The sequence below is a fragment of the Bacillus sp. ISL-75 genome (assembly GCF_018613095.1).
On record NZ_JAGGQX010000052.1, the window covers coordinates 171,136 to 186,423 of the forward strand.

Here is a 15,288-nt window from a genome sequence, read left to right on the forward strand (position 1 = left end):
TATATTAAAGTGTTTCTTTAACAGTTGCTATGAAAGCAGTCAGATTTTTGATTTCTTTTCGTTGTTTGATTAGGACTTTCCCTAGACCTAGTGTTTTCTGTTTTGCAGTGAATCTAGTTTGATCATCCTCGATCTGATCTAAATCAGCAACATGAGCAAGACCAATTGTTCTTCTGATTAATTCGCAGCCGGCAAAGCCGATTGAATCCTCAAAAAACTTAGTTAAATTATAGTTTAGAAAGGTATAGGATTTAGCGTAATCGTCTTTATTCTCCGTATTCCATAATAGTGTAAATTGATCCTCAAATTCACTCCATACCGTTTCAATATGATTGAGGAAAAGATCCCTTTCTTCAACATTTGCTATTACCTGGAAGAGAAGATTTGCAATTACTTGGCCGATATCAAATCCAGCTGGTCCGTAGAAAGAAAATTCGGGATCGATTACTTTTGTTTCATAATTATCGGCAAAAACACTTCCGGTATGAAGATCACCATGGAGGAGAACTTCAGCCTCTGTTAAAAAGCGTTTCTTCAAAATATTTACATGAAACTTTAGTTCATCATCCTGCCAAAGCTCTTCGACAACAGGACGCAGTCCTTCCTCGAAATCGTTGGTTTCTGCATCAATAAAAGGATCTGTGAAGATTAAATCTTCAGTTATTTTGCAAAGCTCGGGATTGATAAACTGTTGTACATATTCCTTTTTTACGGAAGGGCTTAATCCGTAATCAGAAGTGTAAAATAATGTTTTTGCAAGATATTCACCTAGATGTTTTGAAATTAATGGATAAGTTTCTCCTTTGATAAAGCCAGTTCTTGCGATCGAAAGATGGGAAAGGTCCTCCATTACGGTTACAGCTAGGACATCATCTGTGAAAAAAACTTGGGGCACATAATCTGGAGCAATCTGTCCGAAAATTTTTAAGGCATCCGCTTCAATTTTTGCTCTTTTCAAAGTTAATGGCCAGCTTTCGCCAACTACCTTTGCATAAGGGAGAGCTTGTTTGATAATAACACTTTTTCCTTCCAATTCATCAACAATATGAAAGACTAGATTGAGATTCCCATCGCCAATCTCCTTGCAGGAAAGTTTTGCATGCTGGTCAAAAATTTTCAATTCAAGTGCCAGTTCAACTGCACTTTCGTTTGTTAAAGGCTGGTATGTTTTTTGTTTTAGTAGACTCATTATGGTACCTCCTCGTTTTTGGGAGGCTTAATTATGCACGCAGGCACTAAAAAAGCCTCTTTCTCATCTGAAAGAGGCTGATAGACAATATTGTCTGTCGCACCTCTTATCTCTCAGAAAGATAATCCTTCTGTTGGAATTAGCACCGTGCCTTAAAGGGGGAATCCCCAGCGCAAAAAGCGCCCCATTTCAATGGGTTTCCGGTCGGTTGCTGGGCTTCAAAGGGCCAAATCCCTCAGCCAGCTCATGATAAGAGAAAATCTATTTAACTGGTAAAAATCATATCAGTAACAAAGAGAAAGTGTCAATATTTTTTGAAAATTATTATTTATAGAATTCTGGTTTTCTATCCGTGAAAATAGGAATTTGCTTACGGACCTCCTTGACTAAGTCCATCTCAATTTCAGCCGATAGGATTTCTTCCTTCATTCCAGCCTCAGCAATGACCTCACCCCACGGGTCAATAATCATCGAGTGACCAGCAAAATGGTTATTTGGGTCATTTCCAGAACGGTTACAGGCAATTACATAACATTGATTTTCAATTGCTCTGGCAATTAAAAGGGCCCTCCAGTGGGACAATCTGGGTGCAGGCCATTCGGCCACAACAAACAGTGCTTCTGCACCTTCTGATGTGTGAGCGCGTATCCACTCTGGAAACCGGATATCATAACAGATCGACCCAGCAAACTGATGATGATCAAGTTGGAAAAGTCCCTTCTCGGCGCCAGGCTCTAAGAAAACATGCTCATTCATGAGTTTAAAAAGATGTAGTTTACTATACTTGTGCACAAGCGTGCCATCTTTATTGATGATGAGGAGAGTATTTTTTACTCCTGTTTCTTCACGGTTCGCAACTGAGCCGCCAACGAAATGAACCTGATTTTGTTGTGCTGCATTTCTCAGAAATTCAATTGTTTGTACTGCTTTTGGGTCTGCAATTTCATTCAGGCGGGTCAAGTCATATCCCGTTGTCCATAGTTCCGGAAGGACAATGATATCGGGTTGTTCAGTCAGTGCATTTTCAATGAGTCTTTCGGCAGTTTGGTAGTTTTTATTGGGATCACCGAAGACGATATCCATTTGCAGACATGAAATTTTTAATTTCACGAATCTTCACCTCGTTTGAAATTTGGGATTTTTTCTTTACAAGCTATTATAAAAGTTATATCATTTGTGACTAGAAATTCATAATGATTCTTATAAATAATTAAGCAGGTGAGAACAATGAAGCAATTTCCACCATCAGAATTATTAACTAATCTTCCGAAGCAATTTTTTGCTGCACTTGTTAAAAAAGTAGGGGAATATATTTCACAAGGGTTTGATGTGATTAATTTAGGGCAAGGCAACCCTGATCAGCCAACGCCTACTCATATTGTTAAAAAACTTCAAGATGCAGCAGCGAATCCATTAAATCATAAATATTCTCCTTTTCAGGGACATCGTTATTTAAAACAGGCTGCCGCTGATTTTTATTTAAGAGAATATGGAGTGACCATTGATCCGGATAAAGAAGTGGCGATTTTGTTTGGGGGTAAAGCAGGACTTGTCGAAATTCCTCAATGCTTATTAAATCCGGGGGATACCATCCTTGTACCTGACCCCGGTTACCCGGATTATTGGTCTGGGGTTGCTCTTGCAAAAGCTGAAATGGTTACGATGCCGTTACGAGAGGAAAATAACTTTCTACCGGATTATTGCGAACTGGATAAGTCTGTTTTATCAAAAGCAAAGTTAATGTTCCTCAATTATCCTAATAATCCAACAGGAGCAACAGCTACTCATGAATTTTTTGATGAGACTATTAAGCTAGCGAGTGATCATGATATTTGTGTTGTTCATGATTTTGCCTATGGTGCTATTGGTTTCGATGGTGAAAAACCAATAAGCTTTATGCAGATTGAAGGGGCTAAAGAGGTTGGGATAGAGATATATACTTTATCAAAAACCTTTAATATGGCAGGCTGGCGTGTTGGTTTTGCTGTTGGGAATGAGAGTGTGATTTCAAGCATCGAACTTTTACAGGACCATCTTTATGTTAGTTTATTTGGGGCTGTACAAGAGGCAGCGGCTGAGGCTTTAATGGGCCCTCAGGATTGTGTACGGGAACTAAACGATCTTTATGAGCGAAGACGTAATGTATTGATTGATGGGCTTCGTTCATTGGGATGGAATGTCACCGCGCCAAAGGGTTCCTTTTTCGCGTGGCTCAAAGTTCCTGAGGGTAAAACATCTGAGGAATTTGCTAACATTTTACTCGAACAAGCACATATTATGGTTGCACCGGGAATTGGCTTTGGAGAATTTGGAGAAGGATATGTCCGTGTTGGGTTATTAACATCAGAACAACGATTAGCCGAAGCTGTTGAAAGAATTAGTCGTTTGGAAATATTCTGTTAAATTGATTGACATTTTATATTTTTCCTGCGATAATGCAAATTAAAGTTAAACAACATTAAAAACTTTATAAAAATACGAATCGTTTTCTTATCAAGAGCAGGCGGAGGGAAAAGCCCGATGAAGCCCGGCAACCGACTTAAACCAGTTTTAGGCACGGTGCTAATTCTTGCAGCAACAAGCTGATAGATGAGAAGATGTTAGTTTGCGGCTAACCTCTTCTTTGTTGAAGAGGTTTTTTATGTTTTTTGAAAGGACGTGTTTTTGAATGTCTAAAATAATTGCTACATATTTACTGCATGATGAAAAAAAACCAACCAAAAAGGCTGAAGAGATTGCACTTGGATTAACTGTAGGTTCATGGACGAACTTGCCTGAACTAGAGCAAAGCCAATTACGCAAGCATAAAGGCAGTGTGGTATCAGTTGAAACGATACCTGTAGAAAAAGGTGACCAATCTTTAATCCGTATAGCCTATCCATCGATTAATTTTTCTAATGACCTGCCTGCTATTTTAACAACCGTTTTCGGTAAGCTTTCATTAGATGGAAAAATAAAATTACTAGATTTACAGTTTGATGATGGATTAAAGAGTCAGTTCCCTGGCCCAAGGTTTGGAATTGAAGGTCTTCGGAAGAAATTAAACGTTTATAATAGACCGCTTTTAATGAGTATCTTTAAAGGAGTGCTCGGTAAAGATCTCGGATTTTTAGTTGAGCAATTAAAGCAACAAGCCCTTGGTGGTGTAGATTTTGTGAAGGATGATGAAATCCTTTTTGAAAATGAGCTGACACCGTTTGAAAAAAGAATTGTCGAAGGAAAAAAGGCATTGCAAGAAGTATTTGACCAAACAGGACATCGAACTTTGTATGCAGTTAACCTAACGGGTAGAACATCGCAGCTGAAGGAAAAAGCAAGGAAGGCTGCAGAGCTTGGAGCGGACCTCTTACTGTTTAATGTGTTTTCCTATGGCATAGACGTCCTGCAGGAATTAAGAGAAGACGATGAAATTGCCTTACCGCTAATGGCACATCCTGCAGTAAGTGGTGCTTTTACATCATCTCCAGTGTATGGATTATCCCATTCATTATTGCTTGGAAAGTTGCTTCGTTATGCTGGTGCTGATTTATCGTTGTTCCCATCCCCATATGGAACCGTGGCGTTAGAGAAGACGAAAGCACTGTCGATTGCAAGTGAGTTAACCGTAGAAGATGTCTTTAAAAAGTCATTCCCAGTTCCATCAGCGGGAATTCATCCAGGCTTGGTTCCTTTATTAATTCGTGACTTCGGTAATGATTCTGTCATTAATGCAGGCGGAGGGGTCCATGGCCATCCAGAAGGTGCACGCGGAGGGGGTCTTGCGTTCCGTCAAGCGATTGATACCAATCTTAAAGGAAAGTTATTAGCTGAAGGTGCAAAACAGCATCCTGAGCTCCATACGGCACTAAAACTATGGGGTAATGCAGAGGTGACCTTATGACAAAACCAGTGATTTTTTGTGATTTTGACGGAACGGTAACTGAAAGTGATAACATCATTAGCATGATGGAAAAGTTTGCTCCTCAAGGGTGGGAACGGATCAAAGATCAAATCCTCTCACGTGAGATTTCGATCAATGAGGGAGTTGGGAAACTATTCTCTTTATTACCAAGTAGGTTAAAGGATGAACTGACTGAATTTGCGATTGAAAATGCAAAGATTCGTCCAGGATTTGGAGAGTTTGTTGAATTTGCGCGTGCAAAAGGTATTCCATTCTATATTGTTAGTGGCGGTATTGACTTCTTTGTTTATCCAATCTTGGAGAAATATGGTCCATTTGATGGAGTTTATTGCAATGAATCGGATTTTACAGACGAGAGAATAAAAATTCTATGGCCGAATGAATGTGATTCATTATGTAACAATGATTGCGGATGTTGTAAACCAAGTATTATTCGTAAATTAAACACTCAGGAAAACCGTTTCAAAATTGTTATTGGAGATTCGGTAACCGATCTCGAGGCAGCAAAACATGCGGACTTTGTGTTTGCAAGAGATTTACTTCAGGAAAAATGTGTGGAATGGGGCATCAATCATCAAGGATTTACTTCTTTTTTTGATTGTATCGAGGAAATTAAAAAAAGAATTGAGGTGGATGAACTAACATGCTAAATGAAAGATGGAACGAATTAGCCGATGTAAAGGATGAGTTAGCTGAGCGTGATTGGTTTATGGGTACGAGCGGTAACTTGGCGATTAAAGTAAGTAATCATCCGCTTCAATTTTTAGTAACAGCAAGTGGAAAGGATAAACGGAAGCGAACAGATGAAGATTTTTTACTCGTTGATGAATTTGGCCGTGCAGTTGAAGAAACACATTTAAAGCCTTCAGCAGAGACACTTCTTCATGTCGAAATTTATCGTCGAACCAATGCTGGCTGCAGTCTCCATGTGCATACGATTGATAATAATGTGATCTCAGAAGTTTATGGTGATAATGGTGAGGTTACATTTAAAGGGCAAGAGTTGATCAAGGCTTTTGATAAGTGGGAAGAGGACGCAGTCTTAACAATACCAATTATTCACAATTTTGCCCATATCCCGACACTTGCCAATAAGTTTTCTGAATATGTTTCAGGAGATACTGGAGCTATCTTGATTCGCAACCATGGGATAACGGTATGGGGGAGAACTGCCTTTGAGGCTAAAAAAATCCTTGAAGCCTCAGAGTTTTTATTCCGCTACCAATTACGTTTACTAGAGCATAAACCATATCAATTATTTAAGGTAGTGTAAAAAATATTAAAAATGAGAGGATGATGAAGAATGGCATATATTACTTTTCAAACCAGGGAAGAGCAAATTCATGAACAAGATGAGGTTGCAAGCTTTCTGGAGTCGCAGGAAGTTATTTATGAAAATTGGGATATTAGCAAGCTTCCCGCTGAACTCGTAGAAAAGTATCTTTTAAGCGATAAAGAAAAGGAAGAAATTCTAGCTGCATTTGAAGGCGAAATCGCAGATATTTCTGCTAGACGTGGCTACAAAGCGCAAGATGTCATTTCTTTATCAGAAAATACTCCAAATTTGGATGTATTACTGACAAACTTTAAAAATGAGCATCATCATACAGATGATGAAGTTCGTTTCATAGTCAGCGGCCACGGTGTCTTTGTCATCCAAGGTAAAGATGGTGAGTTCTTTGAAGTACATCTCAATCCAGGAGACTTGATTTCTGTACCAGAAAATACAAGGCACTATTTTACCCTTGAAGAAGATCGGAAAGTGGTTGCTGTAAGGATTTTTGTTACCACCGAGGGATGGGTACCTATTTACGGTAAAGAAGAAGTAAATCAATAACAGATACTAAAACTGGCTGCAGATAGGTGCATGCCAGTTTTTTTATTGTGTCTAAAAGTATGTTGAAATAGAATAAAACGCTTGCAACTTAGAAGAATTTTGTCGTAAAAACAAGAATTTATTTGAAGAATTTGTCGAAAAACGAAAGAAATAGAATGTTTTGTCTACTTTTGCGATTGTGTTTACTTTTATATAAATTCTTGTCATAATTCATCAAGTAGTCTAATTTTTCGTTGTTTACAGTAATAGAGTAAGAGGTAGGGGGATAATTGTGTGCGAGTATAGTGATACCCATAATGAAATGATTGAAGAGATAAAGGCTAAAAGGGAATTAATGATAAATAGCGCCAATACAAGGGGATTTACCAATGAGATGACAATAAAATATAGCCAAGAGCTAGATGAATTAATAAATGAGTATCAAAAAGTAATGGACCAAATCTCCAGGCCAAATGAAGAAATTAAATTTGCCTTTAAACAAATGATCATGATTTGGCCGAAAGTTTTAGTCTAATGATAATTAAGTAAGAGAGTGATATTTTTTTTTGTTCAACCGATTAGTAAAATAATTACTTATGAAAAAATATCAATAATGTACACCATGACAAGCAACCCCAAGATAAACGCATAGGTGGATACTCGCTCGTTTCCGTCTCCATGGCTTTCAGGAATTAATTCTTTATAAATAATAAATAACATGGCACCAGCAGCAAATGAAAGACCATAGGGGACAAGCCCTTGAACAAATGAGGTTAAAAAATACCCTAATAAGGAAGTAATGATTTCAATGGATCCAGTTAAAGTTGCAATAATGAAGGCCTTCAGTTTACTAATTTGCTGATTGATTAAAAATAATGCAACAAGTAGGCCTTCCGGCGCATTTTGAAACCCAATCGCTAAAGCAATTAAATTTCCAGTATCCCCCTGTTCGGATGCATAGCTTACGCCAACTGACATTCCCTCAGGAATATTATGCAGTGTAATTGCAGATATAATTAACAACGCCTTCTCATCAAATTGAATTCCCTTTTTGTTATGCTGTAAGTCAATATGAGGGATATTTTTTTCCAAAAGAGTCAGCACCCATACTCCTAAACAAATTCCTGCAAAAAGTGAACCAAAGCCTCCTGTTCTTAATGCCTCAGGGATCAACCCAATCGTAGCAGCTGCCATCATAATTCCTGCACTAAATGCTAATAAAACATCCTTCCAGCGATGTGTAATGGAATGAGGAATAAATAGTATAATTAGTGCCCCTGCCCCCGTAGATAACGCCGAAAGAACACTTCCAAAAATAACTTCAGTCATCACACATCTCCTTTCTTGTCCAATTAATCCAAATCAAATATCTACAATATTAGACAGTAGCTGTGATTTTTATCATTGTTTATATCTTAATATTTCTTATAGTTATATTAGTACTACTTTATCTAATATTCACATCACGATTAACTACATATCTTACCACAAACTGTAATAACTTCAACTTTTACAAACTACTACTTAGCTACTGCATAAGATTTTTAAGAATATTAAATGATCACTAGTTTTAGGTTAAATCGAGAAAGAAAAAAAGAAAACTATCACTGTTTGGTACTATGCTTGTGTTGCGATTCATATATCGTAAATAAAAGCATTTTTAAACCATAGGAAGCAAACGCTTTCAATAATCTCAGATCATATGGAGGAGGGAAAGTCCTACATGCATATTGTCGTATGTGTCAAACAAGTACCAGATACAAAAATTATTAAAATTAATCCTAAAACCAACACACTCGACCGTCGCAGTGCACCAGCCATCTTGAACCCTTACGATGCCCATGCAGTTCAGGAGGCCGTAAAAATTAGGGAAAAAACAGGGGGTACCATTTCCGTCTTATCAATGGGACCACCGCAAGCGACTGCTATTATCAAGAAAAGTGTGGAAATAGGTGCTGATAAAGGATATTTAATTTCTGACCGTGCCTTTGCAGGGGCAGATACACTGGCAACTAGTTATGCGCTTTCGAAAGCTTTAGAAAAAATCAATAAGGAACACCCAGTTGACATGATTATTTGTGGGAAGCACGCGATTGATGGTGATACAGGACAAGTTGGACCTGGTATTGCAAGAAGAATGGATATCCCGCCAATAACTAATGTAATTGAAGTGTCTGAAGTCAATGAGAAAGAAAACACCGTTCTTATTAAACGGAAATTAACCAATGGCTATGAATTGATTCAATCCAATCTTCCATGTTTATTGACGGTTGAAAAAGAAATTAATGACATCGACTATTCGCCAATGCCGAACATGATTAAAGCGGCAAGGTACGAACCAATTATTTGGGCAGTAAGTGACTTTGAAAATGTAGAACGCACGCAACTAGGACTAAAGGGTTCACCAACCATTGTTGGAAAAATGTTTACGCCACCACGTCCAGAAGGCGGGAAAAGACTAGAGGGTACTAGTGATGAACAGGTTAACCAGCTAATGGCGTTGTTGATGGAGAAAAAGGACCTGTTAACAATCCAATCATCTAAATAATAACGATTATCTTTTGTCATGGGGGGAATATACATGAATCTAGACGATTATCGGGGAGTCTGGGTATTCATCGAACAAAAAGATGGTAAAGTAGAAGGCGTTTCTCTAGAATTACTTGGTGCTGGAAGGAAGCTAGCGGATAAATTACAAGTTCCTTTAGCGGGCTTTTTACTAGGCAATGAAGTAAAACCTTTAGCAAATAAAATTATTTCTTATGGTGCAGATATCGTATACATGGTCGACCACCCTGTATTGAAGAATTACCGTACTGAATCATATATGAAGGGCGTAATGCTCCTCGCTGAAAAATATAAGCCAGAAATTATCCTTTATGGCGCAACACCAAACGGTAAAGATTTAGCTAGTGCCGTAGCAACAGATTTAAACACAGGATTAACTGCGGATACTACAATGCTTGATGTGGATGTTGATAATAGATTACTAGAAGCAAGCAGACCTGCCTTTGGCGGTAATATCATGGCCACAATCCTATGTAAAAAACATCGCCCGCAAATGGCAACAGTAAGGCCAAAGGTAATGAAGGCACTAGAACCGGTATCAGGAAGAACAGGTAAGATTATTGAAGAAAAAATATCACTGCAAGAAGAAGACATGCGTACAAAAGTGTTACAAATTGTGAATGACGTAACAAAAAAGGCCAATTTGGCTGATGCACATGTAATCGTCTGTGGAGGAAAAGGAATGGGAGATATGCAAAATTTCCAGCTCCTATATGAATTTGCGGAAACGATTGGAGCGACTGTTGGAGGTACTCGTGATGTGGTGGAAGCAGGCTGGCTGCCACACCATCTTCAAATTGGCCAAACTGGTGAAACAGTTACACCTAAAATTTATTTTGCTATTGCACTTTCTGGTGCAATTCAGCACGTTGTCGGCATGAAAAATTCAGATTTAATTATCGCAATAAACAAAGATCCAAATGCACCAATTTTTGATGTTGCCACATATGGAATCGTAGGAGATGCAATGGAAATTCTTCCAAAACTTATCGAGGAATTTAAGCAGCTTAGAACTGAAAAAGGTGGTGAAATAAGCTATGCATGAAAAATTTGATGTGATTGTCGTTGGGGCAGGTCCAGCAGGAAGTGCATGTGCCCTCACGTGTGCCAAAAATGGACTAAACGTTTTGCTTATTGAACGTGGAGAATACCCGGGAGCAAAAAACGTAATGGGCGGGGTATTGTACCGCAAGCAAATGGAAGAATTAGTTCCTGAATTTTGGAAAGAAGCACCACTTGAGAGACCTGTCATTGAACAGCGCTTTTGGATGATGGATAAGGAATCGGTCGTTCAATTCGGCTATAAAGGTCTTGAATGGGGAATGGAACCATATAATAACTTTACAGTCCTTCGGGCTCAGTTTGACCAATGGTTTGCTAAAAAGGCAGTAGACGCTGGGGCATTACTTATTAATGAAACGGTAGTAACTGAATGTATCGTTGAAAATGGCAAGGTTGTCGGGGTTCGTACCGATCGTCCGAATGGAGAGGTATATGCGGATGTCGTGGTGCTTGCCGACGGTGTTAACTCTCTTCTTTCAAAACAGTTAGGCTTTCATAAAGAATTTCGTCCAGATGAAGTAGCCTTAACAGTAATGGAAGTTGTTAATTTACCAAAAGAAAAAATAAATGACCGTTTTAATTTGGAAGACAACCAGGGGTGTACAATTGAAATCTTTGGTGATTCAACAAAGGGTAATCTTGGAACCGCTTTTGTTTACACGAATAAAGAGAGCTTGAATATCGGAGTTGGTACAACACTATCGAGCATGATAAAAGCGAAAATCAAGCCATATGAGCTTCTAGACTACTTAAAAACTCACCCCATGGTCAAGCCAATGCTTGCTGGTGGGGAATCTGCTGAGTATCTTGCTCATCTCATTCCTGAAGGTGGTTATCGTTCGGTACCGAAAGTAGCTGGTAATGGAGTTATTGTCGTTGGTGATGCAGCACAGCTAGTAAATGCCATTCATCGTGAAGGTTCGAACATGGCGATGTCATCAGGAAAGATGGCTGCTGAAGCCGTAGTTCAGGCACATAAAAGTGGTGACTTCAGTGAATCAAGCTTAAATAGCTACCGTGACGCGCTTAATAGTAGTTTCATAATGAAGGATTTAGAGAAGTACAAGGATGCGGCACATACGTTTGAGAAATACCCACAATACTTTAATGAATATGTTCCAATGATGAATAAAGCGATGAGCAAATTCTTTACAGTTGATGGGACTCCAAAGCGTGAAAAACAAAAACAAATAATGAAGAGTGTAACTGCGGAAAGAGGAACAATTAGAGTATTGCAAGATATCTATCGTGCTTGGAAGGCGGTGAAATAATGTCAACGAAGAATATCGAGGAAAAACAGTATCTGCTCCGTTTTAAATGTGATACAAAATCTCATTTGACCGTACTGGATCATGATGTATGCATGACACAATGTCCCGATAAAATTTGTACAGTATTTTGCCCAGCAGAGGTTTATAAGTGGGAAGGAACACGGATGCAGGTTGGCTACGAAGGCTGCCATGAATGTGGAAGCTGCCGGATCGGCTGCCCATACCAGAACATTAAATGGGAATATCCAAAAGGCGGACACGGGATTGTATTCCGTTTAGCGTAAATTGGAAATGGTCACAAAATTAAGTACAATGTGACCACTTGTGACCACAAAAATAAGGCTCTTAATTGTCTGTATAACTAAAAAAGGCGGTGCTTCTGCATCGTCTTTTTGTTTTTCTTCAGATTCAACTATTCACACAATTAAAACTAGGACTTTAGTATTTTATTTTTCACTTACATCATGTAAATGAAATAATTCATTCGCGTCATCTATTTTTAGTGCATCACAAATTAATTCAATGGCTCTTTTAGGGTATCGTTGTGTTTTTTGTGTGCAAATTTCACTTATTGTTCGAGTGGTTAATCCAGTCATTTCAGCAAGTTGTTTTTGATCCATATTTCTCTCTTTAAGGATTTGTTTAAGCCTTATTTCAATTACTTTAACCATTAAAGAATCTCTCCTTTTACCTTAGATTATACGCTAATAAAATAATTACGCAAAATGTAATTATTTAGTTGACAATTACGCTAAACGTAATTAATATAAGAGTATAAATTACGTTTAGCGTAATTAAAGTGTGATTGAAGTAAATCAACATCTAAGAATCAACTCCTAGAACAGTCGCAGTTTATAAATAAAAATTGAAACGACAGGGAGAGTTGAAAAATGAAAAATGAAAAATGAAAACGTGCTTATGCAGACTAACGTTACCTTGAACCTTATGAAAATAGTGAGTGATTCTGAGAAATTTATGAATTTAATCAATACGAAAACCTTAATTGATGCAAAATTATCTATTTTGACCACAGAATTTGAGACAGTACAAATTGACGTTGTGGATTTTTTGAGTGAATTAAAGTGGACTGCATATTGCCCTGAAACTGGTGAATTGTTGGAAGTAAATCCCCTCTATCGCTTGAGGGGTTCAAATAAGGGAGGATTAATAATGACAATCTTCAATGACTTTGATCAGTTGGACATTAAAGGGACTTACCGTGAAGTATCAATTGACCGTGATTGTTGCTTGATGGGAATGAGACAAGCTGAAGATACCTTTCCTGAAGGATCGGTCGAAAGAGACAAAGCTTATGTTTACTGGAATAAACGTTATAAGCGAATGACATCTGTTTTAAAATCCATCCAGACACTAATAGAGTAATGTAGTTTGGTAGTAAACAAACAAAAAAGTAACTCTCCAAGGGAGAGTTACTTTGGATTATTAATTTATTCTACGAAATACATTTTACCGTTGACTTCAACTGAAACAGAGGTTTGATGCAAAGTATCTTTTATTTCTTTTGCATATTCCACTACTTGATCGATACTTGAATTATTTAAATTTTGTGCAAAACTGTATACGATCGTAACATCCTCTTTTATAAGATTGTCGTTATCGTCTACCCATGCTCCTTTTCCATCAACAGCAGTCGCACCACCAAACATTTTTGAAAACTTAGTCATAGATTTATCTACCCATGCATCATGTTCCTCTTTATTAATTAGTTGATTTCCATTTGTTGATGGTATGTAAATCTTCACCACATTATCTAGATGAAATTCACCTTCTAAAGCGTTTGAGGATGATTTTGCTTCAGTAATTTGCGGTTTTGGTATCAATGGATTACCAATTGGAGAAAAGTAAACAAATGCTACAACTAAAACAAAAGCAAATAAAGATAAGATTTTCTTATTTTTAACCATTTTAATATCCACCCCTTTTTATAGTCACTACTAAATTATAACTGGACTAAAAGAGTGTTTAAACGGGGTATTTTTATCTATTTATAGATTTGTTTGTCTATATTTGTAAACTTAATAGAAAAGATCGAGAAGGATTAACAAAAAAAAGACTCCGTTATGGAAACGAAGCCCAAAGTATAATAAAGGGGGTCTTTAATACCTTTATTATATTAACCCTTTAAATTATTAAAAAGAGGAATAAGTACTAAAGAATACTAGTGTAAATTATCTAAAAAATAAACAAATTCGTATTTGCTAAATCGATTTTTTTTGCTACAATATAGTATAGGGATACTTTTATCTATAAACACAAATAAGACGTGCTAAATTTACTAATTAAGTAAATTGGCATGACTGCTTTCTTATCTTTTTTTATCTTTTGATAACTATATATCTATTACCTTGTAAACATATTATAAATCCAATCTATTTCATTGTAAAGTAATTTTTAATCCAATTTTTTAAAAAAGTAAAATCGGATTAAATTAATACTTTTAACTGGAAATTTGAAAGGGGGTGGTAAAGATGGAGAAGGATTACATTGTATTCAGTCAACGCATGGCAGGATATTTGATGCTGAATGGCTGCCGATTGAAGAAGATAAAGAAATCTAAAAAAGATGAAACATTATTTGTATACTTTTTCTCTGACATGGAGAAGGTTCGTAACTTAGTCAATGAATATAATCAGCAAATTAAAATCAACGGAGGAATGAAGAGTGACCGAAGAAAATAAAGAAAGAACAAAACTTTACATACACGTCCCATCAAATGTAGTGAGAAATGAAGATGATATTTACCTGTCCAATGATGAATTTTTATTATATGCCCGATTATGTTTTCTTTACTTTAGAAATTATCAAGAAAATGAAATTGAATTTGATCACAAAAAGTTAATGGTGTTTCTTAAAATTTCTGATACAAGAACATACAAAAGTAGGCTGCAGAAACTTTTCAAGTTTGGACTTATTGAAACTGAAATTAATAAGCTACCTACAAAAGGGAATATGAGGATTTCATTTAATTCTAAGGCTTATGAAAATTGTAGTCACTTTACCAAGATTTCAGCAGAGCTATTTACATACTGGAGAAATGACCAAATAGACGAATATGCCTTTAGACAAGTTTTCTATTACAAGAGCCACATCAACATGGACGATAAGGAAAATGATAAATCATATTGCTTTGTCGGAGACTCTTGTTAAAAGGTTGAAAATCTCGAAAACAAAAGTGGAAGATGCTAATGAACAACTCAAAAAGACTAAATTGATAAATGTAAAAGTACATAAGTTGCATAATACTCAAACTTATAATGACCAAGATGAATTGGTATTTAACAGATACAATAATCACTACTATGTAGCGAATAAGCTTCACTAAAAGGTTGATTTAAAGCCGTTTTACCTAAGTACTCTTAATGCAGAGGTGGAAATAAAAATGCAGAACTAGATATGAGAATGCAAAGGTAACTATTCGAAATGCAGAACTAGAGTACTCTTATTGCTGGCATTGACAGTA

Annotated in this window: 18 protein-coding genes and 2 riboswitches; of the genes, 13 read left to right on the forward strand and 5 right to left on the reverse strand. The window is 37.0% G+C overall.

From position 1 onward, the window contains the following. Nucleotides 1-4: 4 nt before the first annotated feature. Nucleotides 5-1,189, reverse strand: coding sequence for an S-methyl-5-thioribose kinase (gene mtnK, locus J7E63_RS21045; protein ID WP_215015851.1), 1,185 nt, complete (start codon nt 1,187-1,189; stop codon nt 5-7). A gap of 103 nt (nt 1,190-1,292) precedes the next feature. Continuing rightward, a riboswitch (SAM riboswitch) is annotated at nt 1,293-1,445 on the reverse strand. Between the two features lie 68 nt (nt 1,446-1,513). Further along, nucleotides 1,514-2,299, reverse strand: coding sequence for a carbon-nitrogen family hydrolase (locus J7E63_RS21050; protein ID WP_215015853.1), 786 nt, complete (start codon nt 2,297-2,299; stop codon nt 1,514-1,516). Nucleotides 2,300-2,416: 117 nt separating this feature from the next. Between J7E63_RS21050 and J7E63_RS21055 the strand changes: the two genes are divergently transcribed. The 6 genes from J7E63_RS21055 (at nt 2,417) to J7E63_RS21080 (ending at nt 7,441) form a co-directional block, all read left to right on the forward strand. Next, nucleotides 2,417-3,592, forward strand: coding sequence for a pyridoxal phosphate-dependent aminotransferase (locus J7E63_RS21055; RefSeq protein ID WP_215015855.1), 1,176 nt, complete (start codon nt 2,417-2,419; stop codon nt 3,590-3,592). Between the two features lie 84 nt (nt 3,593-3,676). Continuing rightward, nucleotides 3,677-3,785, forward strand: a riboswitch (SAM riboswitch). Between the two features lie 72 nt (nt 3,786-3,857). Then, nucleotides 3,858-5,069 (forward strand): 2,3-diketo-5-methylthiopentyl-1-phosphate enolase, encoded by a 1,212-nt coding sequence (gene mtnW / locus J7E63_RS21060; RefSeq protein ID WP_215015862.1) that lies wholly within the window; start codon nt 3,858-3,860, stop codon nt 5,067-5,069. After that, nucleotides 5,066-5,740 carry a 2-hydroxy-3-keto-5-methylthiopentenyl-1-phosphate phosphatase gene (locus J7E63_RS21065; RefSeq protein ID WP_215015870.1) on the forward strand — a complete coding sequence of 225 codons (675 nt, stop codon included), beginning with the start codon at nt 5,066-5,068 and terminating at the stop codon, nt 5,738-5,740. Before mtnW ends, J7E63_RS21065 begins: the two co-directional genes overlap by 4 nt. Further along, nucleotides 5,734-6,363, forward strand: coding sequence for a methylthioribulose 1-phosphate dehydratase (locus J7E63_RS21070; protein ID WP_215015879.1), 630 nt, complete (start codon nt 5,734-5,736; stop codon nt 6,361-6,363). The genes J7E63_RS21065 and J7E63_RS21070 overlap by 7 nt, the downstream gene beginning before the upstream one ends. Before the next feature lie 30 nt (nt 6,364-6,393). Next, on the forward strand, nt 6,394-6,927 hold the full coding sequence (locus tag J7E63_RS21075; RefSeq protein ID WP_215015886.1) for a 1,2-dihydroxy-3-keto-5-methylthiopentene dioxygenase: 534 nt from the start codon (nt 6,394-6,396) through the stop codon (nt 6,925-6,927). A gap of 271 nt (nt 6,928-7,198) precedes the next feature. Next, nucleotides 7,199-7,441, forward strand: a complete 243-nt coding sequence (locus tag J7E63_RS21080) for an aspartyl-phosphate phosphatase Spo0E family protein (RefSeq protein ID WP_215015888.1) — start codon at nt 7,199-7,201, stop codon at nt 7,439-7,441. Nucleotides 7,442-7,500: 59 nt separating this feature from the next. On the opposite strand, the gene J7E63_RS21085 is transcribed toward J7E63_RS21080, so the two are convergent. Further along, entirely contained in the window at nt 7,501-8,235 is a 735-nt protein-coding gene (locus tag J7E63_RS21085) for a ZIP family metal transporter (protein ID WP_215015891.1), read from the reverse strand. A gap of 394 nt (nt 8,236-8,629) precedes the next feature. On the opposite strand from J7E63_RS21085, the gene J7E63_RS21090 reads away from it, so the two are divergent. From J7E63_RS21090 to J7E63_RS21105, 4 genes are read left to right on the forward strand one after another with little or no spacing between them, the layout of a single operon-like run. Then, a complete protein-coding gene (locus tag J7E63_RS21090; RefSeq protein ID WP_215015893.1) occupies nt 8,630-9,454 on the forward strand; it encodes an electron transfer flavoprotein subunit beta/FixA family protein in 825 nt (274 codons plus the stop codon). A 33-nt stretch (nt 9,455-9,487) separates the two neighbouring features. Further along, nucleotides 9,488-10,519 (forward strand): electron transfer flavoprotein subunit alpha/FixB family protein, encoded by a 1,032-nt coding sequence (locus J7E63_RS21095; RefSeq protein ID WP_215015895.1) that lies wholly within the window; start codon nt 9,488-9,490, stop codon nt 10,517-10,519. Further along, on the forward strand, nt 10,512-11,807 hold the full coding sequence (locus tag J7E63_RS21100; protein ID WP_168242622.1) for an FAD-dependent oxidoreductase: 1,296 nt from the start codon (nt 10,512-10,514) through the stop codon (nt 11,805-11,807). Before J7E63_RS21095 ends, J7E63_RS21100 begins: the two co-directional genes overlap by 8 nt. After that, nucleotides 11,807-12,091 (forward strand): ferredoxin family protein, encoded by a 285-nt coding sequence (locus J7E63_RS21105; protein ID WP_040204690.1) that lies wholly within the window; start codon nt 11,807-11,809, stop codon nt 12,089-12,091. Before J7E63_RS21100 ends, J7E63_RS21105 begins: the two co-directional genes overlap by 1 nt. A 162-nt stretch (nt 12,092-12,253) precedes the next feature. On the opposite strand, the gene J7E63_RS21110 is transcribed toward J7E63_RS21105, so the two are convergent. Beyond that, on the reverse strand, nt 12,254-12,478 hold the full coding sequence (locus tag J7E63_RS21110) for a helix-turn-helix domain-containing protein (protein ID WP_215015897.1): 225 nt from the start codon (nt 12,476-12,478) through the stop codon (nt 12,254-12,256). Between the two features lie 499 nt (nt 12,479-12,977). On the opposite strand from J7E63_RS21110, the gene J7E63_RS21115 reads away from it, so the two are divergent. Continuing rightward, on the forward strand, nt 12,978-13,190 hold the full coding sequence (locus J7E63_RS21115) for a hypothetical protein (RefSeq protein WP_215015899.1): 213 nt from the start codon (nt 12,978-12,980) through the stop codon (nt 13,188-13,190). 65 nt (nt 13,191-13,255) lie between these two features. Here the strand turns inward: J7E63_RS21115 and J7E63_RS21120 are convergent, their stop codons facing one another. After that, the gene (locus J7E63_RS21120; RefSeq protein ID WP_215015901.1) at nt 13,256-13,732 is read right to left on the reverse strand and encodes a DUF3574 domain-containing protein; all 477 of its coding nucleotides are present in this window, start codon (nt 13,730-13,732) and stop codon (nt 13,256-13,258) included. A 564-nt stretch (nt 13,733-14,296) separates the two neighbouring features. Between J7E63_RS21120 and J7E63_RS21125 the strand changes: the two genes are divergently transcribed. Both J7E63_RS21125 and J7E63_RS21130 read left to right on the forward strand, forming a co-directional pair. After that, complete coding sequence (locus tag J7E63_RS21125) at nt 14,297-14,506, forward strand: DUF5659 domain-containing protein (RefSeq protein ID WP_215015902.1); 210 nt, start codon at nt 14,297-14,299, stop codon at nt 14,504-14,506. Next, nucleotides 14,490-14,975 carry a hypothetical protein gene (locus J7E63_RS21130; RefSeq protein ID WP_251033652.1) on the forward strand — a complete coding sequence of 162 codons (486 nt, stop codon included), beginning with the start codon at nt 14,490-14,492 and terminating at the stop codon, nt 14,973-14,975. Before J7E63_RS21125 ends, J7E63_RS21130 begins: the two co-directional genes overlap by 17 nt. Nucleotides 14,976-15,288 lie beyond the last annotated feature (313 nt).